This window comes from Stenotrophomonas rhizophila (assembly GCF_001704155.1).
GTDB lineage: Bacteria > Pseudomonadota > Gammaproteobacteria > Xanthomonadales > Xanthomonadaceae > Stenotrophomonas > Stenotrophomonas rhizophila_A.
In genome coordinates this window covers 1,769,747-1,789,868 of the sequence record NZ_CP016294.1, presented here as the reverse complement: position 1 = coordinate 1,789,868, position 20,122 = coordinate 1,769,747, and the positions used below count along the sequence as shown (strand labels likewise).

Here is a 20,122-nt window from a genome sequence, read left to right as displayed (position 1 = left end):
CCGGACCACGGACTACCTGGGCCGGCCAACGGCCGGCGCAACCAAGGTGATCAACCGCGCAGTTTTTCCAGCAGCTCCAGCGTCACCGGATCGGTGATGCCATGCGCTTCACCCTGCAGCGCCGGCAACAGCTGGCTGGCCAGCTGCTTGCCCAGCTCCACGCCGAACTGGTCGAAGGCGTTGATGTTCCAGATCAGCGACTGCACGTACACGGCGTGTTCGTACATCGCGATCAGCGCACCCAGCGACTGCGGGGTCAACGCATCCAGCAGGATCAGCGTGCTCGGGCGGCCACCCGGGTACTCGCGGTGCGGATCGTCGCTGCCCTGGCCGTTGGCCAGTGCTTCGGTCTGCGCCAGCAGGTTGGCCATCAGCGCCTGGTGGTTGATTTCATACGGGTCGTCGTTGTGCACGCAGCCGATGAAATCGGCCGGGATCACGCTGGTGCCCTGGTGCAGCGCCTGGAAGAAGCTGTGCTGTACGTCGGTGCCTGCCCCGCCCCACCACACCGACACGGTGTCGCTGCCGACCGGGCTGCCGTCGAGCTGCACGCGCTTGCCCAGGCTTTCCATCACCAGCTGCTGCAGGTAGGCCGGCAGCAGCGCCAGGCGCTGGTCGTAGGTCATCACCGCATGCGTGGCATGGCCAAGCAGGTTGCGGTTCCAGATGTCGGTCAGGGCATGCAGGACCGGCAGGTTCTGCGCCAGCGGCGCACTGAGCGCATGCGCGTCCATCTCGGCCGCGCCGGCCAGCAGCTGTTCGAAGCGCTCGAAGCCGATCGCCAGCGCGATCGGGAAGCCGACCGCCGACCACAGCGAATAGCGCCCGCCCACCCAGTCCCACATCGGCAGCACGCGGCCGGCGGCGATCGAGAACGCCTTGGCGGCACGCTCGGGATTGGCACTGACGGCGTACAGGCGCTCGCTGCCGCCCAGCCAATCGTGCAGGATCTGCCCGTTGAGCAGGGTTTCCTGGGTGCCGAAGGTCTTGGAAATCAGGATGCCGGCGGTGGTGGCCGGGTCCAGCGTGGCCAGCGTGCGCTGCATGGCGGCGCCGTCCACGTTGGAAACGAAATGCACGCGGAAGCGCGCGCCGGTGACCGGACGCAGCGCGTCGGCGACCAGGCGCGGACCGAGGTCCGAACCGCCGATGCCGACGCTGACGATGTCGGTGACAGGGGTCTTTTCCAGCGCGGCGATCAGTTCGCCCATCTGCGCACGCACCTTGGCGGCGGTGGCGAAGGCGTCAGCGGCAACCGGCGCACCACTCACATCGCCACGCAGGGCGGTGTGCAGCGCGGCACGGCCTTCGGTGACGTTGACCGTCTCACCGCGGAACAGGCGCTGGAAGCCGCCGGCGACATCGCGCTCGGCGGCGAGCTGCAGCAGCGCGTCCAACGCCGCGCGGTCGTACTTCTGCCGCGCGAAGTTGGCATACAACGGACCGACCCGCAGCCCCAGCGATTGTGCGCGACCGGGTTCGGCGGCGATCAGTGCGGGGATGCTCGCGCCACGCAGGCGCTGGGCATGGGAGTGAAGCGGGTCGAATCCGTTGGTCTGTGTCATGCGGCCTGGGTCGGGATGCTGTCGTTGGTGTGGGAGATCTGGTTGTTGCCGTCCACATATACCAACTTCGGCCGGAAGCTGTCAGCTTCTTCTTCACTCATGCTGGCGAAGGCGGCAATGATGATGATGTCGCCGACCTGCACGTGGCGCGCGGCGCCGCCGTTGAGCGAGACCACGCCGCTGCCCGCTTCGGCGCGGATGGCATAGGTCGAGAAGCGCGCACCGTTGGTGACGTCCCAGATGTGCACCTGCTCGAACTCGCGGATGCCGGTGGCCAGCAGCAGGTTGTCATCGATGGCGATGGACCCTTCGTAGTTCAGCTCCGAATGGGTCACGGTGGCGCGGTGGATCTTGGTCTTGAGCAGGGAGAGGTGCATGGCACGGGACGACGTAAAGGAAAGGGAAATTCTAGCACCCGGGCACCGGGCGGCAGGGGTTTCCACCCGCCCGCTGCCGGCGGTTCAGGCAGATGAGGGTCGCTGCCGCCAGTGCTGACTTTTTTGCGGCATTCGACGGTTGGCTGATTTGCCGGGCTTCGCCCGGCAGCTGACGATTTATGGCGAACAGCTGGTTGCCAGCAGTTTCCCTGGCTTGGCGGGACGGTGCGGGTTTGCGGGGGACGCCGTGAACCCATCCTTGGGGGCTTGGTCGCGGCATCCATGCCGCTCACACCCCCGCAAACCCGCCCCGACCCGCCTTTTGACAGTGTGTCGTTGCCACGGGAAAAGCGGAGGACGGCCGTTGGCCGTCAACTGGCCTCGATTTGGGTCATGCGTAACCGAACGTTGATCCGTTCACGGCGGTTGTTTGGGAACCAACCCTACCGGGGTCGCGGCGCCCGACTGTTGCCGACCAACGGTCTGCATTCCGCGTTTCCCGTGGCCTAAAGCCAACTGTCGGAGGGTCGGCCGGGGCGGGTTTGCGGGACCGTAGAAAACATGGATGTTTTCTACGAGCCCCCATGGACGGGTTCACGGCGTGTCCCGCAAACCCGCACCGGTCGGCCCAGCTCAGACCAAGGCTCAGCTATCGGCTGTTTGCCAGATTGCGTGAAGCAGTCGGCCTTGGGGCCGACTGCCAAGGATCCAGCGCAATCCCTTGCCGGCGCTCACCCGATCGCTATCAGAACTCGAGGTTGTCGATCAGCCGGGTGTTGCCGATGCGCGCGGCGATCAGGGCGACGCGGTTGCCGTCTTCACTGTCGGCCGGTTCGGACAGGTCCGGCTTGCGGACCACGGCGTAGTCGACCTGGAAGCCGGCAGCCTGCAGGGCCGCGGCGGCTTCGGCTTCGATCAGGCTGCGGGTCTTGCCGGTGATGAAGCCTTCGCGCATGCCCAGCAGCACCTGGTGGATGGTGGTCGAGACCGGGCGCTGTTCGGCGTTGAGGTACTGGTTGCGCGAGCTCATGGCCAGGCCATCGGTTTCGCGCACGATGTCGCCGCCCACGATCTGGATCGGGAAGGCCAGGTCTTCCACCATCTGGCGGATCACCGCCAGCTGCTGGTAATCCTTCTTGCCGAAGGCAGCCACGTCCGGCTGGACCTGGTTGAACAGGCGCGAGACCACGGTGCACACGCCGTCGAAGTGGCCCGGGCGGTGGGCGCCTTCGAGCAGGCTGGAAATGCCCGGCACGTTCACGCTGGCCGCCAGCTCCACGCCGAACGGGTACATCGATTCGACCGTGGGCAGCCACAGCACGTCACAGCCGGCCTGCTCCAGTCCGGTGGTGTCGGCTTCCGGGGTGCGCGGGTAGCGGGTGAAGTCTTCGTTCGGGCCGAACTGGGTCGGGTTGACGAACACGCTGGAGACCACGCGATCAGCGTATTGCTTTGCCAGGGTGACCAGTGAGTAATGGCCGGCGTGCAGGTTGCCCATGGTGGGGACCAGCGCGACGCGCAGGCCCTCGCGCTTCCAGCCGTTGACGACGGCGCGCAGGCGGGAAAGTTCGGTGACGGTGTCGATCATGAGGCGTAGGCGTGTTCTGCGTCGGGGAAGGAGCCGTCGCGCACGGCGTCGGCATAGGCACGGACCGCGCCGGCGACCGACCCGCCTTCGGCAAGGAAATCCTTGACGAACTTGGGACGGCGGTGGCCGCTGTCCAGGCCGAGGAAATCGTGCAGCACCAGCACCTGGCCGTCGCACTGCGGGCCGGCGCCGATGCCGATGGTGGGCACCGACACCGCGGCGGTGACCTCTGCAGCCACCGGCGACGGCAGGCATTCGAGCACCATCATGCTGGCGCCGGCCTCGACAACGGCCTTGGCGTCTTCAACCAGCTGGCGGGCCGCATCGCCGCGGCCCTGCACGCGGTACCCGCCCAGGCGCAGCACCGACTGCGGGGTCAGGCCCAGATGCGAGCAGACCGGGATCTCGCGATCCACCAGGTAACGAATGACGTCCAGCTTGAAGCCGGCGCCTTCGATCTTGACCATCTCCGCGCCGGCCTGGAGTAGGCGCAGCGAGGCCTCGAACGCACGCTCAGGGGTGGCGTCGGCGCCGAATGGCAGATCAGCGATCAGCAGCGCGCGGGTCAGCACCCGGGCCACGCAGGCGGTGTGGTAGACCATGTCGTCGGTGGTCACCGGCAGGGTCGAATCGTGCCCCTGCACCACCATGCCCAGCGAATCGCCGATCAGGATCAGGTCGACGCCATTGGCGTCGAACGCACGCGCGAAGCCGGCGTCGTAGGCGGTCAGCATGACCAGCTTCTGGCCGTTGCGCTTGGCCTCGGCCAGTGCGGGGACGGTCCAGGGCTTGCTGTCTGCGTGGGTACTCATGAGCTGATAACCGGTGGCGATAAGCCCCGCATTATCCTCCTATTGGCGCGATCCCGCAGGCCTCGATACGCATCGCAGCGTCCCGCACGCGGCCCTGCCCCGGAATCATCGCCCCAGGGGCGATCTCGGCCAGCGGCAGCAACGCGAACGCGCGCTCGTGCAGGTAGGGGTGCGGCACCTTCAGCTGCGGCAGGTCGATCACCGCCTCGCCGTACAGCAGCAGGTCCAGGTCGAGCGTGCGCGGGCCCCAGTGCACGGCCGCATCGCGGACCCGGCCAAAGTCGCGCTCGATGCCCAGCAGGGCCTCGAGCAGTGCGGTCGGTTCCAGCCCGGTGTCGAGCAGCGCGGCGGCATTGACGAACGCCGGCTGGTCTTCATTGCCCCAGGCCGGCGTGCTGTACAGCTGCGAGCGCGCCTGCAGCGTGGTCAGCGGCAGCGCGGCCATGGCCGCGAACGCCGCGCGCAGGGTCTGCGCGGCGTCGCCGAGGTTGGCGCCCAGTCCAATACAGGCCAGGGTCACGACTTACTCGCCTGCGGCGCCACCGGGACGACGACGACGGCGGCGGCGCTTGCGCGGTGCCCCGTTTTCGTCCAGCTCGCCTTCGGCCTGCGCGGCGTCCAGCGTGGAATCCAGCTCGGGCCCGGACTGCAGCTGGGCTTCGCGCCAGAACTCCACATCGGCCTGGTGCTCGCTGGAGGCCACCTGGCGCAGTGCCAGGAAATCGAACGCGGCACGGAAGCGCGGGTGGGTCAGGGTGCGCACCACGCGCTTGCGCTGGCGCGAGCTGAAACGGCCCTGCAGCAACCAGATTTCCTGCATCGGCAGCGAGAACCGGCGCGGCAGCGCGATGGTGGTCAGCTGGTGCAGGGTGACCCGGTCGGCGGCACGGCGCTGCGCTTCTTCCAACTGCACGCCCTGCTTCTGCAGGGTCGCCAGCGCGCGGCAGAACGCCGGCCACAGCAGCAGCGCGAACAGGAACGAGGGCGAGACCGGCTCGTCGTTGGCCACGCGCTGGTCGGTGTTGTGCAGGCCTTCGATGACCATGCGGCGCAGCGCGCCACTGCGGTTGCTGCGCAGCGCGGCGGCACTTTCCGGGAACAGCACGTCGAGCAGGCCGTAACGCTCCAGCCCCTCGAAGCTGGCCACGCCGTGGCCGGACAGGAACAGCTTGAGCACTTCTTCGAACAGGCGGGCCGGCGCGGCTTCGCCCAGCAGGCTGGCCAGGCGCGGCAGCGGTTCGGCGCTGGCGTCGTCGATCTGGAAGCCCAGCTTGGCGGCCAGGCGCACCGCGCGCAGCATGCGCACGGGATCTTCCTGGTAGCGCTTTTCGGGATCGCCGATGAGTTTCATCAGGCGCGCCTGCACGTCTTCGAAGCCGCCGGTGTAATCGCGCACCGAGAAATCCTCGATGGCGTAGTACAGGGCATTGCAGGTGAAGTCGCGGCGCACCGCATCGTCTTCGATGCTGCCGTACACGTTGTCGCGCACCAGCATGCCGTTTTCCATCTCGCGGTCACCGCTGCCATCGTCGATGTTGGCGCGGAAGGTGGCCACTTCGATGATTTCACGGCCGAACACCACGTGCGCCAGGCGGAAGCGGCGCCCGATCAGGCGGCAGTTGCGGAACAGCGACTTGACCTGCTCCGGCGTGGCATCGGTGGCCACGTCGAAATCCTTGGGGTTGCCGCCGACCAGCAGGTCGCGCACGGCGCCACCCACCAGGTAGGCGCCAAAGCCCGAGTCGCGCAGCCGGTACAGGACGCGCAACGCGTTGGGGCTGATGTCCTTGCGGGAGATGTTGTGCTGGTCGCGGGGGATCACGCGCAGACTGAACGGTGATGTAGCGGAGGAATTGATGTTGGCGCTTCCGGTTGAAGTTTCGGGATTGCCCAATGGCATCGAGGTCCATATACTAGCGCGCTGCGCAGTTCGCGACAAAGCATGCTCCCTTCGTCTAGAGGTTAGGACGTGGCCCTCTCAAGGCTAAAACAGGGGTTCGAGTCCCCTAGGGAGCACCATTTGACGCGCCAGCCGACGAAAAACCCCGCCTAGGCGGGGTTTTTGCGTTGTGGGGCCGGGCCTCAGCCCTCCATCTGCTCCAGCTCCTTGCCCTTGGTCTCGCGCACGTAGCGCAGCACGAAGAAGATCGAGGCCACCGCCGCCACCGTATAGATGCCGTAGGCGCCGGCCAGGCCGATGCCGGCCAGCAGGATCGGGAAGGTCACGGTGATGGCGAAGTTCGAGGTCCACTGGGCCGCGCCGGCCACGGCCAGGCCCGAACCGCGGATCTGGTTGGGGAACATCTCGCCCAGCATCACCCACATGACCGGGCCCCAGGACATGTTGAAGAACACCACGTAGACGTTGGCCGCCACCAGCGCCAGCCGTCCCATGCCGTCGGACAGCTGCAGGTGGCCATCGGCCAGGGTGCCGCTGGCAAAAGCCACCACCATCAGCGCCAGCGCCACCGACATGCCGACCGAGCCGACCCACAGCAGCGGCTTGCGGCCGACCCGGTCGATCAGCACCACGGTCAGCAGGCAGGCGCCGATGCTGAGCGCGCCGGACAGCACATTGATCAGCAGTGCGTCGTTTTCGGAGAAGCCGACCGCCTGCCACAGCACCGCGCCGTAGTAGAACACCACGTTGATGCCGACCAGCTGCTGGAACACGGCCAGGCCGATGCCGACCCAGACGATGGTCCGCAGCTTGCCGGTGCCCTTGTCGACCAGGTCCGACAGCCGCGGGCGGTGCTGGTCCTGGGCCAGCGAGCCTTCGATCTCGGCAATCTTGGCCTGGGCCTCGGCCGCGCCGTACAGGCGGGTCATCACGGCCAGCGCATCGGCGCGACGCCCCTTCACCACCAGGTAGCGCGGGCTTTCCGGGATCCCCAGCAGCAGCACCAGGAACAGGGCCGACGGAATGGCCTGCATCCAGAACATCCAGCGCCAGGCTTCCTGGCCCAGCCACAGCGGCTCGGTGGAGGCGCCGGCAGCGCGGGCCAGCAGGAAGTTGCTCAGGAACGCGCAGAACAGGCCGCTGATGATGGCGATCTGCTGCACGGTGGCCAAGCGCCCGCGGTACCGGGCCGAAGCCACCTCGGCGATGTAGGCCGGCGACATCACGCTGGCGGCGCCCACCGCGAAGCCGCCGATCACGCGCGCGATCACGAACGCCAGCGAGCTGTGCGCCGAGCCGGCGCCCAGTGCCGACAGCAGGAACATGACGGCGGCGATGATCAACACCCCGCGCCGGCCGAGGCGGTCGCCCAGACGGCCGGCGAAGAAGGCGCCGATCGCGCAGCCCAGCAGCATGGAGGCGACCTCGAAGCCGATCCCGGCCTCGCTGGACTGGAAGGTCTGCTTGAGGCCATCGACGGTGCCGTTGATGACGCCGCTGTCGAAGCCGAACAGGAAGCCGCCGATGGTGGCGACGCAGCTGATCAGCACGATGAAGGAGGTGTTCTCGCCGCGGGCGGCGTTGGCTGCAAGTGTGGTGGACATGAAGGGTCCTGGCAGGAGTGGGACAGCAACGGGTCAGCGCAGCGGGGTCTCGTCCGGCAGGTTCTCACACGCCCTGCCTGCCCACAAAGGGCTGCCAGGGCCTGATCTGCCTGCGTCTTGGCCGCCCGGGTGTCTACCGGTAGGCATCGGCATCTAACCGCACCCACCGGCTCCGGCGCATCGTGCACTGCGACAAAGCCACAACTGTTCTAGAATTGTCCGGCTTACTGTCGGATCCAGATCCAGCCATGCCCTTTGTCGTCACTGAAAACTGCATCAAGTGCAAACACACCGATTGCGTGGAAGTGTGCCCCGTGGATTGCTTCCACGAAGGCCCGAACTTCCTGGTGATCGACCCGGATGAGTGCATCGACTGCACCCTGTGCGAGCCCGAATGCCCGGTCAACGCGATCTTCCCCGAAGACGACGTGCCCGCCGGGCAGGAAAAGTTCGTGGAACTCAACGCCGAGCTGGCCAAGGCCTGGCCGGTACTGACCGTGCGCAAGGACCCGCCCGCCGATGCCGGCGAGTGGGACGGCAAGCCGGACAAGCTCCAGTATCTGGAGCGGGGATAGGCAAAAAGGCGCCGTTGGCGCCTTTTTTGTTTGGATCGGTGGCCATCTGGAACCCACCGGGCCTGTAACGGTTCGGGGCCCATGGTTGATTGATCCGGATCCCAATGGGCCCGTAACAATTCGTAGCCCCGGCCGTTGGCCGGACACCGCGCGCAGCGCGGCCCAAGCGTCCGGAGCCGATGGGTTATCGCTTGCGGCCAACATCCCGGCGTTTAAAGGTTCCGAAACCGCCCGTCAGGCGTTCATGACGCCTGATGCACGGTTTCGTTTTGGTTGCACACCCGGATGTACGGTCGCGACCGACAGCATGTCAGGCTCCGGACCCTTGGGCCGCGCTGCGCGCGGTGTCCGGCCAACGGCCGGGGCTACGAACCGTTACGTAACGCCCGCAAATCGGGATCAATCAACCATGGGTGGGCAACCGTTACGGGCCCATTGGGAACTGGATCAACCCACCATCTGCCCGGGACCGTTACGGATTGCCCCGAACGTTTACCGGCCCACCCGGGCCCACAGGCCCGGCCGGCGGCCGGACCCTTGTCAGCATCATTGCGCCAGCTTCGCCTTCAGCTCACCCAGCAGCTTGGTCGGCGCAGCACCGGTAGCCGGCAGGCCGCGCGGGTCCACGGCCGAGATGTAGGCGCCGGCTTCGACTGCGACCACGCGGACCAGGAAATCGCTGCCTTCGAAGGCCACGTCGTAGGAGCCCAGCAGCTGGGCCTTGCTGGCGACCTTCACGCCCTCAACCGACTCCAGCGCCGTGCCGACCTTGCCGAACACCTCGTCCTTGCTGCCCGGGACGGTGAAACCGGCATTGTTGGCGGCCGGCGCCTGGGACGAGGCCGGCTTGGCGGCCTGCGAGGCCAGCACCGGCACCTGCGCGGCCGGGCTCGCGCCCGGGGCGTTCAGATCCGGCGGGATTTCCAGCGGGCGCACTTCCGGCGCCAGTGCGTAGTCGCCCTTGACGCCGCGCTTGCAGCCGGTGACACCTGCCAGGGTGGCGGTGGCCAGAATCGCGAACGACAGCACGCGGATGGCGGAAACGGATTGACGCATGTGAATCTCCTGGGTCAGGCCACTGATGTCAGTGGCTGGAAAGGGCTTCGAGCGCACCGATGTCGGTGGCCAGGTGTTCGGCGGCGGCGTGGTGGGCGGCCGACAACGACAGCAGCGGCAGGCGCAGGCCGTGGCCGATGCCGATCCGGCGCAGCAGGTCTTTCACCGGGATGGGGTTGGGTTCCACCCCGCAGAATTCATGGAACGGCTCCAGCCGGGCGTCCCAGGCCTCGGTGGCCTCGCGTTCGCCGGCCGCGGCCAGGTCGCACATGCGCCGGTAGGCACCCGGCAGCGCGTTCGAGCCGACCGAGATCAGCCCGTCCACCCCCGACAGGATCGAACGGGCGGCCGTGCCGTCATCGCCACTGAGGATCGCAAAGGTCGGCGACCGCAGCGCCAGCAGCGCCTGGACCCGGCCCACATCGCCCACCGCTTCCTTGATGCCCACGATGTTCGGGTGCGCGGCCAGCTCGGCCACCGTTTCCGGCAGCATGTCGCAGCCGGTGCGGCCCGGCACGTTGTACAGGATCACCGGCAGGCCGCCCTGGTCGGCCACCGCCCGATAGTGGGCGATCAGCCCGGCCTGGGTCGGGCGCACGTACGGCGGGGTCACCACCAGCGCGTGGGTCGCGCCGCTGGCCGCCGCCCGGCGGGTCTGCTCGATCGTTTTGGCGGTTCCGGACAGGCCGGTACCCGCCAGCACCGGAACCCGCCCGGCCACGGTTTTGACCGCACTGCGCAGCAGCTGGTCATATTCGTCATCGGACAGGGTCGCGGCCTCGCCGGTCGACCCGGCCACCACCACCCCGTGAACGCCACCCTCCAGTTGCAGGTGCAGCAGACGCTGCCAACCGTCGGGATCCAATGCGCCATTGGCCTGGAAAGGCGTGGCCAGCGCGGTGATGAGACCGGAAAGGGACAAGGAAACGATGCTCGGAAGTAAGGGGGACGAACGCCGCTGGAAGCGCGGTCGGACGTACGTTGCATGTTACTTGCGGGTCGAAAGCGCGGGCAAGTATGCTGGACTCCGGCGAACGCGCCGTCGTCGGCGCCGTTCAGACTCATCCCGCATTACCGGAACCACCTTGACCGACACCACGCCGCGGCCTGCGCCGACCGAAAACCATCTCCTGATCAACGCCTACACGACGCATCCGGAGTCCCCCCTGCTGCCCGTCACCCGGCGCATCGCCGACAGCGGCTGCAACCTGGTCGATGCCCGCCTTGCCACCGTGGGCCGCGATGTCTCCGTCACCGCCCTGGCCACCGGCTCCTGGGACTCGGTGGCCAAGCTGGAAGCCATGCTGACCCGGCTCGAGCGCGAGGAAGGCCTGAAGCTGGTGTGGTACCGCACCGGTGCCAAGCAGGCACAGTCCAACCTGCTGCCCTACATCGTGGAAGTGATCGCCGCCGACAAGCCCGGCATCCTGTTCCAGCTGGCCGATTTCTTCGACCGCCAGGGCATCACCATCGAAAACCTGCAGAGCACCCGCTACCGGGCCATGCAGACCGGCGCGGAAATGTTCTCGGCGCAGGTCACCATCGGCGTGCCCGCCAACATGCACATCGCCGCCCTGCGCGACGATTTCCTCGAATTCTGCGACCACCTCAACCTGGACGCGATCATGGATCCGATGAAGTTCTGACGGCTTCGCGCGTTCATCACCAACGCGCGGTGTTTCATGCAGTTGTAAGACGCGTCACTCAGGCTCCGCAGCAAGGACCTCATGAACAACGGCGATACCCTGAACAGCACCACCCTCGCCCTCCCGCTGGCCCTGTCCGGCGGCGACCACACCACCCTCGGCGATCTCGCCGGCCAGTGGCTGGTGCTGTACTTCTACCCCAAGGACAGCACCCCGGGCTGCACCACCGAGGGCATCGACTTCAACGCCCTGCTGCCGGCGTTCAAGCGTGCCGGCGCCCGGGTGTTCGGCGTCTCCCGCGACTCGGTCAAATCCCACGACAACTTCTGCGCCAAGCAGGGCTTTGCCTTCCCGCTGGTCAGCGATGGCGACGAAGCGCTGTGCAGCGCGTTTGATGTGATCAAGCTGAAGAACATGTACGGCAAGCAGGTGCGGGGCATCGAACGCAGCACCTTCCTCATTTCTCCCGACAGTCGTATCGTGCAGTCGTGGCGCAAGGTGAAAGTGGCCGGCCACGCCGAATCCGTCCTTGAAGCCCTGAAGGCCGCGAAAGCCCAGTGATCCACCTGTACCCCACAATGGCCATCACCCTGCCCCGCAGGTCGTGATGGCTTGTCCCTGTTCTGCCACCAGGAAATGACGATGACCCGAGGCAAGCGCATCTACGTTCTGGATACCAACGTGCTCATGCACGATCCAACCGCGCTGTTCAAGTTCGAGGAGCATGATGTCTACCTGCCGATGCAGGTGATCGAAGAGCTGGACAACGGCAAGAAGGGCACGTCCGAAGCGAGCCGCAACGCCCGGCAGGTGAGCCGCTTCCTCAACGAGCTGGTGCAGGCCTCGGGCCTGGACAACCTGGCCGACGGCATTCCGCTGCAGCGCCCGAACGGGTTGCAGCTGCGCGGCAAGCAGAGCGTGGGCCTGCTGCGCTTCCAGACCAGCCATTTCGATGCCGGCAAGAGCTTCGGCGCGGTCATCCCGGACAACGCCATCCTCGGCGCGATCCTCGCCTTGAAGGAACAGGTGCCGGAGATTCCGGTGGTGTTCGTCTCCAAGGACATCAACCTGCGGATCAAGGCGGCCATCGCCGGGATCGTGTCGGAAGACTACGAGAATGATCGCGCGCTGGACGATTTCAGCCTGCTCTACACCGGCGCCACCGAGCTGCCGGAAGACTTCTGGAAGAAGCACACCGACGACCTGCGCAGCTGGAGCGACAAGGGCCGCACCAGTTACGAAATCCTGGCCAAGGATGACGAAGACTGGCATCCCAACCAGTACGCCTACCTGCCGGGCGACGATGAAGTCGAACTGCGGGTGGCCAAGGTCGATGGCAGCGGCAAGGTGATCCTGTCGCTGGTCAACGATTTCCGGCATGGCAGCCATGCGGTATGGGGCATCAGCGCACGCAACCGCGAGCAGAATTTCGCGCTCAACGCGCTGATGGACCCGGAGATCGACTTCGTCACCCTGCTCGGTACCGCCGGTACCGGCAAGACCCTGCTCGCGCTGGCCGCCGGCCTTGCCCAGACCATGGACCAGCAGCGCTACCGCGAAATCATCATGACCCGCGCCACGGTCAGCGTGGGCGAGGACATCGGCTTCCTGCCCGGCACCGAGGAGGAAAAGATGACCCCGTGGATGGGCGCACTCACCGACAACCTGGAAGTGCTCACCCACACCCAGGAAGGCGGCGCCTGGGGCCGCGCAGCGACCAACGACCTGATCGCCAGCCGGATCAAGATCCGCTCGTTGAACTTCATGCGCGGCCGCACCTTCCTGTCGCGTTACCTGATCCTGGACGAGGCGCAGAACCTCACCCCCAAGCAGATGAAGACGCTGATCACCCGTGCCGGCCCCGGCACCAAGATCGTCTGCCTGGGCAACGTCGAACAGATCGACACGCCCTACCTGACCGAAACCACCTCGGGCCTGACCTACGCGGTGGACCGCTTCAAGAACTGGCCGCACAGCGCGCACATCACGCTGCGCCGTGGCGAGCGTTCGCGCCTGGCCGATTACGCTTCGGAGGTGCTGTGAACCGTTCCCTGTCCCGTGCGTTGCTGCCACTGGCGCTGGCGGCCGTTGCAGCTGCCTGCACGCCTGCCAACACCCGCCCCGGGGCCACCGTGCCGACGGCGGTCAAGACCGGCCAGTCGTGGGTGGTCACCCGCCCGCTGGTGGTTGCCCAGGTCCTGGATACCTGCTCGCGTCCCAGCCCCGGCCAGACGCCGGGGCGGGTGACCGGCTACTGGGCACCCAGCCGCCAGCAGATCGAACAGCTGGAAAGCCGGTTGCCCACACTGGAAGCGCAGGTACCCAACGTCACCGATTTCGACCGCCAATATGTCGGCATCGAAGTGGAAGGACGCAAGCTGATCTACCTCAACGCCTTCCACCTGCCCGACCACGGCGACATGGACCCCGCCCGCGAAGCGATCCGCGTGTGCGATGGTGGCAACCAGTTCTGGGGCGCGCTGTTCGATCCGACCAATGGCGAGTTCTCCGAGCTGCAGTTCAACGGCGGCTTCGGCGGGTAGCGCCACGCCCTGCGTGGCTGCCGCCACGTCCGGGGCGGCATGGCACAATCGCGAAATGAGCCCTTCCACCCCCGTGTCCGTCCTCACCATCGCCGGTTCCGATTCCGGCGGTGGTGCCGGCATCCAGGCCGACCTGAAAGCCTTTGCCGCGCACCGCGTGCACGGGCTGTCGGCAATTGCCGCGCTCACCGCACAGAACACCCGCGGCGTGACCGCAGTGCACGTGCCGCCCCTGGATTTCCTGCAGGCGCAGATCGACGCCTGCTTTACCGACTTCGACATCCATGCGGTCAAGCTGGGCATGCTGGCCAACGCCGAGGTGATCGGGCTGGTCGCTGATGCGCTGGAGAAGCATCGCCCCACCCACGTGGTGCTGGATCCGGTGATGGTGGCCACCAGTGGCGCGCGCCTGCTCGAAGACAGCGCCCTGGACGCGCTGCGCACGCGGCTGCTGCCGCTGGCCACGCTGCTTACCCCGAACACCCCGGAAGCCGAACTGCTGCTCGGCCGTCGCATCGTCAGCGCCGATGACGCAGAGGATGCCGCCATCGCACTGCTCGACCTCGGCGCCGGTGCGGTATTGCTCAAGGGTGGCCACATGGCCGAAGGCGCGCGCGTGATCGATCGCTACTTCGATGGTGTCACCCGCGAGGAGTTCAGCCACGCCCGCCTGCCGGTGGACGCGCATGGCACCGGCTGCACGCTGGCATCGGCGATCGCCGCGCAGCTGTGCTGCGGGTTGTCGCTGCCCAACGCCTGCGAAGCCGCCATCGACTACGTCGCGCGCGGCCTGCAGGGCGGCTACACGCCCGGCCGCAGCGAAGTGCTGGTGCTGGATCACTTTGGCGCGGCGCGCCCGGCATGACGCGCGCGCTGGCGGTACCGGTCCAGAGCGACGATGGCCATCGCTTCGAACTGATCGGGCGCGTGCCCGCGCAGCCGCGCGCGCAGCTGCTGTGGCTGCCGGCGCTGGGCGTGTCGGCGCGCAATTACCAGGCGTTCGCCGATGCACTGGCGGCATGCGGCATCAGCGTGTTCCTGCACGAGTGGCGCGGCAACGGCAGCAGCAGCCTGCGCCCGTCGCGCACGCAGGATTGGGGCTATCGGGAAATCCTCGAGCAGGACCTGCCAGCCAGCCTGGCGGCGGTGCGCCTGCACGGCAACGTGCCGCTGATCATCGGCGGGCACAGCCTGGGCGGGCAGCTGGCCTGCGTGTTCGCCGGGCAGCACCCGGACCTGTTCGCCCGGTTCTGGCTGGTGGCCACCGGCACCCCGTTCTGGCGAACGTTCCCCGCCCCGCGCTGCTGGGCCCTGCCGCTGGTGTACCGGTTCCTGCCGTGGCTGGCGCAGCGCCAAGGCGTCCTGCACGGGCGCCGGCTCGGCTTCGGGGGCACCGAGGCGCGTGGCCTGATTCGCGACTGGGCACGCGTGGGCCTGAACAACCACTACGCCGGCACCGGCATCCACGCGGACCTGGAGGGCGGCATGCGGCGACTGCGCGGCCAGGCCAGCGCGGTGGTGATGGCCGACGACTGGCTCGCTCCGCCAGGCTCGATGCAGGGGCTGCTGGTGAAGCTGCCCCAGGTCGTTTCCACATTGTCGGTCCTGCCCGCAGGCGCACTGGGAACCCGGGCAGATCACTTCGCATGGATGAAGTCGCCGGAGGCCGTGGTGAAGGCGCTTTTTCATTCATTTGAATGAAGTCCTTCACAAAAGCGTTGACGGATGCGGCGTCGATCCGCATAATTCCGCTCCTGTTGACGCGCCCGTAGCTCAGTTGGATAGAGTACCTGGCTACGAACCAGGCGGTCGGGAGTTCGAATCTCTCCGGGCGCACCATCAACAGGCTGGCAGTTTTCGCCTCTGCCGGCAGCAACACCACAACGTGATGTAAATGCGCCCGTAGCTCAGTTGGATAGAGTACCTGGCTACGAACCAGGCGGTCGGGAGTTCGAATCTCTCCGGGCGCACCATTACATCGCGGCAACAACCAGATAATGCAAGCGCGCCCGTAGCTCAGTTGGATAGAGTACCTGGCTACGAACCAGGCGGTCGGGAGTTCGAATCTCTCCGGGCGCACCATTGCATCGAAGACGAAAAAGGGCAGCCACGGGCTGCCTTTTTCGTGTGTGCGTTCATGACCGGATCGGGTCGCCGGCACGTACCGCCGACATGGCCATCCGGTCCGCTTCGCGCGGGATCTCCGGCGCCGGGCAGCTGCCACCGGCATGCTCGTCATGCGCCAGCCAGTCATCGACCACGCCGCCGAGCAGGTCCAGCCGAAGTGGCAGGGTGATGTGGTCTTCGCCACGCATCTCGATGTAATGCACGCGCGGGCTGGCGGCGGCCAGCGCACGCCCCTGGTCCACCCGCACGTGTGCGTCATCCTGGCCGTGCAGCAGCAGCACGCAGGCGCGCGTATCGGCCAGCGCACGGGTCACGTCCACCGTGTCCAGATCCAGGTCCAGACGCTGGCTGGCGGCAGCGATCACCGCGTTGATGTCCTGCCCGCCATAGCGCCAGCGACCGTAGGCGGCCATCGCCTGCGCCTTCCACGCGGTGGGCTGCAGCGACATCAGATGCGGAATCATGCTGCGGATCGCCTCGCCGGCGTTGGCGAACGATTCCATCGCCACCACACCGGTGACCCGATCGCCGAGCTTGTCGGCGGTGAACAGCGCGGTTGCCGCGCCGTAGGACACGCCGAACAGGTACAGCGGTCCGACCACTTCCCCGCGGCGCTGCAGCGCGTCGATCACATCGATCACGTCATCGGATTCGAACGTGCCGTAGCCCGACGGACCGGCACCGGAATGGCCATGGTTGCGCAGGTCGATGGTCACCACCCGGTAGCCGGATTCGGCCAACTGCAGCGACCACGGCAGCATCGAATCGCCGTTCATCATCCAGCCGTGCAGCAGCACCACGGTGCCACGCGGCGCCTGCGGCTGGAACGGCTGCGGCAGGGCCAGCTGCAGCCCGGTGCTCAGGGGCTCGCCGTTGTCATGCTGCTGCGCCAGGTAGTGATAGCGCAGCCCGTAGCGGCCCGGATCGAAGGCGCGCCAGAACAGCGGCACGCCGGCGCGGCCGGTCACGAACCCATGGCGGTTGGGGACCGCCTCCACCGCTTCGGCGATGCGCGCGGTATCGAGCAGCGTGGAAACGCCGCCGGGCGCGACCAGCCGGTCGCTGAGCGAGGTGGAGGCAGCGGATGAGGTGAGCGATGAGCACGCGGCCAGCCACAGGCCGGCCCCGGCCAGCGCGAGCAGCAGCAGGCGTTTCATGGGCACAGGAGTTCACATTGAGCCGCGCAGCGTAGCGACGGCGCGCCGGGCGCTCTACCGCAAACAGATGACCAAACCGTGACACCCCAGCCGCAGTTCAGCCATCGGCGGTCACAGCCATGCCGACATCTGCCCCCACCACCCCTCCATCAACCCGGGCTGGCGCATCCGCTCGCGCCACCAGCGCAGCGCCGCCCCCTCCTCGCCGGTGCGCCAGGCCAGCCAGAAGGTCTCGTCCGGCTTGGGCTCCTCCACCTGCCGCACCACCAGCCGCCCCTGCGCCACCGCTGCCTGCACATAGGGTTCGGGCAGGAAGCCGAAGCCCAGCCCCGCGCACTGCAGGCGGAACTTGCTGACCGTATCGGGCACGGTCACCGTCTCTTGCCCCATCAGCAGCCCGACCGTGCGCGGCAGCAGCCGGCGCGCGGAATCGGCCACGGCAATGGCGCAGTGCGCGGCCAGCTGTTCCCGCCCGAGTGGTTCCGGCAGCGCCGCCAGCGGGTGTCCCGGCGCCACCGCGAACACGAACCGCACCACGCCCAGCGGCTCCACCACGTAGCCACCGCCACTGGGGCCCTCCCCGGCTGCGCCGACCAGTAGATCCGCACGCCGGTCCAGCAGCGCCTCCCACGTACCCGACAGGGCTTCGCTGATCAGGCGGATCCGGGTCTGCTCGGCGACTGTGCTGAAGGCGCGCACATCCTCGGCCAGCAGCGCCGGCTGGAACAGCGAATCCACCGCCACGGTCAGCTCGGCCTCCCAGCCGGAAGCCACCCGCCGTACCCGCATCTCAAGCTCGCGGGCGGCGCGCAGCAGGTGCCGGCCCTCGTCCAGCAGCGCGACCCCGGCCTCGGTCAAATGTGCGCGCGGGCCAATCCGGTCGAACAGCTGCACCCCCAGGTCCTGCTCCAGCTTGGAGACGGTGTAGGAGATGGTCGAAGGCACCTTGTGCAGCTCCTTGCCGGCCGAGGCGAACGAGCCACGGCGGTCGATGGCATCCAGGATCTGCAGGGCGTCGAGGCTGAGCTTGAGCATTCGAATTTTTCGATGATGGCTTGCAAAACTATCCGTTTTTCAATCGGCAGGCGCAAGCGGATACTGGCGCCAACAGGAAAGGGGCAGCCACTACCGCCCCGGACCGCCATCGAAACCATCGAACACCCGAGGAGAACCACCATGCTGCAGATCCGCAAGAGCGCCACCCGTGGCCAGGCCAACCATGGCTGGCTGAACTCCCAGCACACCTTCTCCTTCGCCGGTTACTACGACGCGCGCTACACCAGCTTCGGCCCGCTACGCGTGATCAACGAAGACAAGGTGATCGGCGGCCAGGGCTTCGGCACCCACAGCCACAGCAACATGGAGATCATCTCCTACGTGCTGGGCGGCGCGCTGGAGCACAAGGACTCGATGGGCACCGGCTCGGTGCTGCGCTACGGCGACGTGCAGCGCATGAGCGCCGGCAGCGGGGTCAGCCACAGCGAGTTCAACCACTCGGCCGACGAGACCGTGCATTTCCTGCAGATCTGGCTGTTCCCGGATACCGAGAACATCGCCCCGAGCTACCAGGAAACGCATTTCGCCCCGGACGCCAAGCGCGGCCAGTTGCGCCTGATCGCCTCGAAGGATGGCCGTGACGGTTCGCTGCTGATCCACCAGGACGCCAACATCTACGCCACGATCCTGGACGGCGACGACCGCGCCCACCTGGCCCTGGCCCCGCGCCGCGGCGCCTACGTGCAGGTTGCGCGCGGCCAGCTGCAGGTCAACGGCATCACCCTGGACACCGGCGACGCGCTGCAGATCACCGACGAAGCGCAGGTGACCCTGGAAAATGCCAGCGACGCCGAAGTGCTGGTGTTCGACCTGCCGCTGTAACCGCAGCGGCCCTCACCAACGCCCCGAGCTGATCGGGGCGTTGTCATGTCTCGGCTCAGGACCCGGGCACCGGGGCGTCGTCGGCAATCAGCTTCGCCTGCTTCAACTCCGCCCAGAGCGCGGGCGGGATCGCCACCGACATGGATGCCACGTTGGCCTGCACCTGTCCGGGCGTGCGTGCACCCGGAATCACCGCAGACACGACCTCTGGCGCATCCGCGAACTGCAGCGCCACGGTGCGCAGGTCGACGCCGTGGCGGTCGCAGATGGCCTGCACGGCCGCACGCTTCTTCGGCGCCCACTCGGGCACCTTGCCGTCGTAGAGGTACCGATCGCGGCCGGCCAGGTAGCCGGCGAGCAGCGGCGCACCCACCACCACCGACGCACCGTGCCGGGCGATGGCCGGGAAGGTGTCGTGCAACGCCTGATCGTGGTCGAGCAGCGAGTACTGGCAGGCGAGCAGGAAGATATCCGGATCGGCTTCCTGGATCGCGCGCAGCGCCGGCTCCGGGCGGTTCACGCCAAATCCCCATCCCTTGATCAGGCCTTCCTCGCGCATCCGGGTCAGCGCGGGCATCGCGCCCTTGGCGGCCTCGGCGAAGCGCTGCTCCCACGGCACGCCAAGGTCCTTCTCGTTATCCGGCGACAGGTCGTGGATGAAGACCACATCCAGCTGCGCGACTCCCAGCCGGTTGAGGCTGTCTTCCACCGAACGACGAACGCCGTCGGCGGAATAGTCATAGCGGTAGTGGAACGGCGACGGGTCTTTCCACATGGTGTCCTGCAACTCGCCAGCGGTGGCGGTCAGCAGTCGGCCGACCTTGGTCGACAGCGTGTACTCACCCACCGGGTGGTTGTGCAGGTGATGCCCCATCCGCCGTTCGCTCAGGCCCAGGCCATACCAGGGCGACGTGTCGAAGTAGCGCACACCTGCGGCATAGGCTGCGGCCAGGGTCTGTTCGCTTTGCGCATCGGTGGCTGGGGCAAAGCCGTTGCCGATGGCCACCCCGCCCAGCCCGAGGCGCGTGCGCGGCCGAAAGCGCCCGCCCTTGGCGGCGGCGTGGGTGGCCAGCGGCTGCGCGGCGCTGCGGCCACGTGTTGGCAGCACGCTGCCGGGCGCGGCGGCGCCGGACTGCGCCAGCAACGGTGAACTGGCCAATGCGGCGGTACCGGCAGCGGCGGCGGAAAGGAAGTGGCGACGTGCGTTCACGGCGACTCCGGGTGCGGGGGAGCAACCACCCTCGCAGAATGCCAGTGCACGGCGTGCGGGCAACACGTCAACGCTGCGGCAACA

Annotated in this window: 20 protein-coding genes and 4 tRNA genes; 12 read left to right on the top strand and 12 right to left on the bottom strand. The window is 67.4% G+C overall.

Translation table 11 applies throughout. The annotated features are described in order from the left end of the window. Positions 1 to 50: 50 nt before the first annotated feature. From pgi to pcnB, 6 genes are all read right to left on the bottom strand, one after another. On the bottom strand, positions 51 to 1,565 hold the full coding sequence (pgi, locus tag BAY15_RS08165; RefSeq protein WP_068850966.1) for a glucose-6-phosphate isomerase: 1,515 nt from the start codon (positions 1,563 to 1,565) through the stop codon (positions 51 to 53). After that, entirely contained in the window at positions 1,562 to 1,942 is a 381-nt protein-coding gene (panD, locus tag BAY15_RS08160) for an aspartate 1-decarboxylase (protein ID WP_068850963.1), read from the bottom strand. Before panD ends, pgi begins: the two co-directional genes overlap by 4 nt. A 745-nt stretch (positions 1,943 to 2,687) precedes the next feature. Then, positions 2,688 to 3,530 (bottom strand): pantoate--beta-alanine ligase, encoded by an 843-nt coding sequence (gene panC, locus BAY15_RS08155; RefSeq protein ID WP_068850960.1) that lies wholly within the window; start codon positions 3,528 to 3,530, stop codon positions 2,688 to 2,690. After that, positions 3,527 to 4,342, bottom strand: coding sequence for a 3-methyl-2-oxobutanoate hydroxymethyltransferase (panB, locus tag BAY15_RS08150; protein ID WP_068850957.1), 816 nt, complete (start codon positions 4,340 to 4,342; stop codon positions 3,527 to 3,529). Before panB ends, panC begins: the two co-directional genes overlap by 4 nt. A 31-nt stretch (positions 4,343 to 4,373) precedes the next feature. Continuing rightward, positions 4,374 to 4,862 carry a 2-amino-4-hydroxy-6-hydroxymethyldihydropteridine diphosphokinase gene (gene folK / locus BAY15_RS08145; protein WP_068850954.1) on the bottom strand — a complete coding sequence of 163 codons (489 nt, stop codon included), beginning with the start codon at positions 4,860 to 4,862 and terminating at the stop codon, positions 4,374 to 4,376. 3 nt (positions 4,863 to 4,865) lie between these two features. Next, positions 4,866 to 6,236 (bottom strand): polynucleotide adenylyltransferase PcnB, encoded by a 1,371-nt coding sequence (gene pcnB / locus BAY15_RS08140; RefSeq protein WP_068850951.1) that lies wholly within the window; start codon positions 6,234 to 6,236, stop codon positions 4,866 to 4,868. Positions 6,237 to 6,286: 50 nt separating this feature from the next. On the opposite strand from pcnB, the gene BAY15_RS08135 reads away from it, so the two are divergent. Further along, a tRNA-Glu gene (locus BAY15_RS08135) sits at positions 6,287 to 6,361 on the top strand. Between the two features lie 63 nt (positions 6,362 to 6,424). Here the strand turns inward: BAY15_RS08135 and BAY15_RS08130 are convergent. Further along, positions 6,425 to 7,846: a sugar porter family MFS transporter gene (locus BAY15_RS08130; protein ID WP_068850948.1), complete on the bottom strand. Its 1,422-nt coding sequence runs from the start codon at positions 7,844 to 7,846 to the stop codon at positions 6,425 to 6,427. A 248-nt stretch (positions 7,847 to 8,094) separates the two neighbouring features. Here BAY15_RS08130 and fdxA point away from each other — a divergent pair, with 248 nt between their 5' ends. Then, complete coding sequence (gene fdxA / locus BAY15_RS08125; protein WP_068850945.1) at positions 8,095 to 8,421, top strand: ferredoxin FdxA; 327 nt, start codon at positions 8,095 to 8,097, stop codon at positions 8,419 to 8,421. A gap of 546 nt (positions 8,422 to 8,967) precedes the next feature. On the opposite strand, the gene BAY15_RS08120 is transcribed toward fdxA, so the two are convergent. Both BAY15_RS08120 and dapA read right to left on the bottom strand, forming a co-directional pair. Further along, the gene (locus BAY15_RS08120; RefSeq protein ID WP_068850942.1) at positions 8,968 to 9,477 is read right to left on the bottom strand and encodes a hypothetical protein; all 510 of its coding nucleotides are present in this window, start codon (positions 9,475 to 9,477) and stop codon (positions 8,968 to 8,970) included. A 28-nt stretch (positions 9,478 to 9,505) separates the two neighbouring features. Further along, complete coding sequence (dapA, locus tag BAY15_RS08115; protein ID WP_068850938.1) at positions 9,506 to 10,399, bottom strand: 4-hydroxy-tetrahydrodipicolinate synthase; 894 nt, start codon at positions 10,397 to 10,399, stop codon at positions 9,506 to 9,508. 163 nt (positions 10,400 to 10,562) lie between these two features. On the opposite strand from dapA, the gene BAY15_RS08110 reads away from it, so the two are divergent. The 9 genes from BAY15_RS08110 to BAY15_RS08070 all read left to right on the top strand — a co-directional run bounded on the left by BAY15_RS08110 (position 10,563) and on the right by BAY15_RS08070 (position 15,748). Further along, positions 10,563 to 11,123, top strand: a complete 561-nt coding sequence (locus tag BAY15_RS08110) for a glycine cleavage system protein R (RefSeq protein ID WP_019183297.1) — start codon at positions 10,563 to 10,565, stop codon at positions 11,121 to 11,123. Between the two features lie 81 nt (positions 11,124 to 11,204). Beyond that, a complete protein-coding gene (locus BAY15_RS08105; protein ID WP_068850935.1) occupies positions 11,205 to 11,684 on the top strand; it encodes a peroxiredoxin in 480 nt (159 codons plus the stop codon). Positions 11,685 to 11,765: 81 nt separating this feature from the next. Continuing rightward, positions 11,766 to 13,166: a PhoH family protein gene (locus BAY15_RS08100; protein ID WP_068850934.1), complete on the top strand. Its 1,401-nt coding sequence runs from the start codon at positions 11,766 to 11,768 to the stop codon at positions 13,164 to 13,166. Next, positions 13,163 to 13,666 carry a hypothetical protein gene (locus BAY15_RS08095; RefSeq protein ID WP_068850931.1) on the top strand — a complete coding sequence of 168 codons (504 nt, stop codon included), beginning with the start codon at positions 13,163 to 13,165 and terminating at the stop codon, positions 13,664 to 13,666. Before BAY15_RS08100 ends, BAY15_RS08095 begins: the two co-directional genes overlap by 4 nt. 55 nt (positions 13,667 to 13,721) lie before the next feature. Next, positions 13,722 to 14,531 (top strand): bifunctional hydroxymethylpyrimidine kinase/phosphomethylpyrimidine kinase, encoded by an 810-nt coding sequence (thiD, locus tag BAY15_RS08090; RefSeq protein WP_068850928.1) that lies wholly within the window; start codon positions 13,722 to 13,724, stop codon positions 14,529 to 14,531. Continuing rightward, the gene (locus tag BAY15_RS08085; protein WP_068850925.1) at positions 14,528 to 15,367 is read left to right on the top strand and encodes an alpha/beta hydrolase family protein; all 840 of its coding nucleotides are present in this window, start codon (positions 14,528 to 14,530) and stop codon (positions 15,365 to 15,367) included. The genes thiD and BAY15_RS08085 overlap by 4 nt, the downstream gene beginning before the upstream one ends. A 61-nt stretch (positions 15,368 to 15,428) precedes the next feature. Continuing rightward, positions 15,429 to 15,505: transfer RNA gene (locus BAY15_RS08080), tRNA-Arg, on the top strand. Between the two features lie 57 nt (positions 15,506 to 15,562). Continuing rightward, positions 15,563 to 15,639, top strand: a tRNA-Arg gene (locus tag BAY15_RS08075). Positions 15,640 to 15,671: 32 nt separating this feature from the next. After that, positions 15,672 to 15,748, top strand: a tRNA-Arg gene (locus BAY15_RS08070). A gap of 53 nt (positions 15,749 to 15,801) precedes the next feature. Here the strand turns inward: BAY15_RS08070 and BAY15_RS08065 are convergent. Then, on the bottom strand, positions 15,802 to 16,950 hold the full coding sequence (locus BAY15_RS08065; RefSeq protein ID WP_068850922.1) for an alpha/beta fold hydrolase: 1,149 nt from the start codon (positions 16,948 to 16,950) through the stop codon (positions 15,802 to 15,804). Between the two features lie 111 nt (positions 16,951 to 17,061). Beyond that, positions 17,062 to 17,985, bottom strand: coding sequence for a LysR family transcriptional regulator (locus BAY15_RS08060; RefSeq protein ID WP_068850919.1), 924 nt, complete (start codon positions 17,983 to 17,985; stop codon positions 17,062 to 17,064). 141 nt (positions 17,986 to 18,126) lie between these two features. Here BAY15_RS08060 and BAY15_RS08055 point away from each other — a divergent pair, with 141 nt between their 5' ends. Next, entirely contained in the window at positions 18,127 to 18,828 is a 702-nt protein-coding gene (locus tag BAY15_RS08055) for a pirin family protein (RefSeq protein ID WP_068850916.1), read from the top strand. 55 nt (positions 18,829 to 18,883) lie between these two features. Here BAY15_RS08055 and BAY15_RS08050 read toward each other — a convergent pair whose 3' ends face one another. Then, positions 18,884 to 20,038, bottom strand: coding sequence for an aldo/keto reductase (locus BAY15_RS08050; RefSeq protein ID WP_068850914.1), 1,155 nt, complete (start codon positions 20,036 to 20,038; stop codon positions 18,884 to 18,886). Between the last annotated feature and the right edge of the window lie 84 nt (positions 20,039 to 20,122).

Bases quoted from the DNA above. Each gene is read 5' to 3' on its own strand.
- panB (WP_068850957.1), bottom strand. From the start codon at position 4,342: ATGAGTACCCACGCAGACAGCAAGCCCTGGACCGTCCCCGCACTGGCC.
- thiD (WP_068850928.1), top strand. From the start codon at position 13,722: ATGAGCCCTTCCACCCCCGTGTCCGTCCTCACCATCGCCGGTTCCGAT.
- BAY15_RS08130 (WP_068850948.1), bottom strand. From the start codon at position 7,846: ATGTCCACCACACTTGCAGCCAACGCCGCCCGCGGCGAGAACACCTCC.
- BAY15_RS08100 (WP_068850934.1), top strand. From the start codon at position 11,766: ATGACCCGAGGCAAGCGCATCTACGTTCTGGATACCAACGTGCTCATG.
- BAY15_RS08120 (WP_068850942.1), bottom strand. From the start codon at position 9,477: ATGCGTCAATCCGTTTCCGCCATCCGCGTGCTGTCGTTCGCGATTCTG.
- fdxA (WP_068850945.1), top strand. From the start codon at position 8,095: ATGCCCTTTGTCGTCACTGAAAACTGCATCAAGTGCAAACACACCGAT.
- BAY15_RS08060 (WP_068850919.1), bottom strand. From the start codon at position 17,985: ATGCTCAAGCTCAGCCTCGACGCCCTGCAGATCCTGGATGCCATCGAC.
- pgi (WP_068850966.1), bottom strand. From the start codon at position 1,565: ATGACACAGACCAACGGATTCGACCCGCTTCACTCCCATGCCCAGCGC.
- panD (WP_068850963.1), bottom strand. From the start codon at position 1,942: ATGCACCTCTCCCTGCTCAAGACCAAGATCCACCGCGCCACCGTGACC.
- BAY15_RS08055 (WP_068850916.1), top strand. From the start codon at position 18,127: ATGCTGCAGATCCGCAAGAGCGCCACCCGTGGCCAGGCCAACCATGGC.
- BAY15_RS08085 (WP_068850925.1), top strand. From the start codon at position 14,528: ATGACGCGCGCGCTGGCGGTACCGGTCCAGAGCGACGATGGCCATCGC.
- BAY15_RS08105 (WP_068850935.1), top strand. From the start codon at position 11,205: ATGAACAACGGCGATACCCTGAACAGCACCACCCTCGCCCTCCCGCTG.
- BAY15_RS08065 (WP_068850922.1), bottom strand. From the start codon at position 16,950: ATGAAACGCCTGCTGCTGCTCGCGCTGGCCGGGGCCGGCCTGTGGCTG.
- panC (WP_068850960.1), bottom strand. From the start codon at position 3,530: ATGATCGACACCGTCACCGAACTTTCCCGCCTGCGCGCCGTCGTCAAC.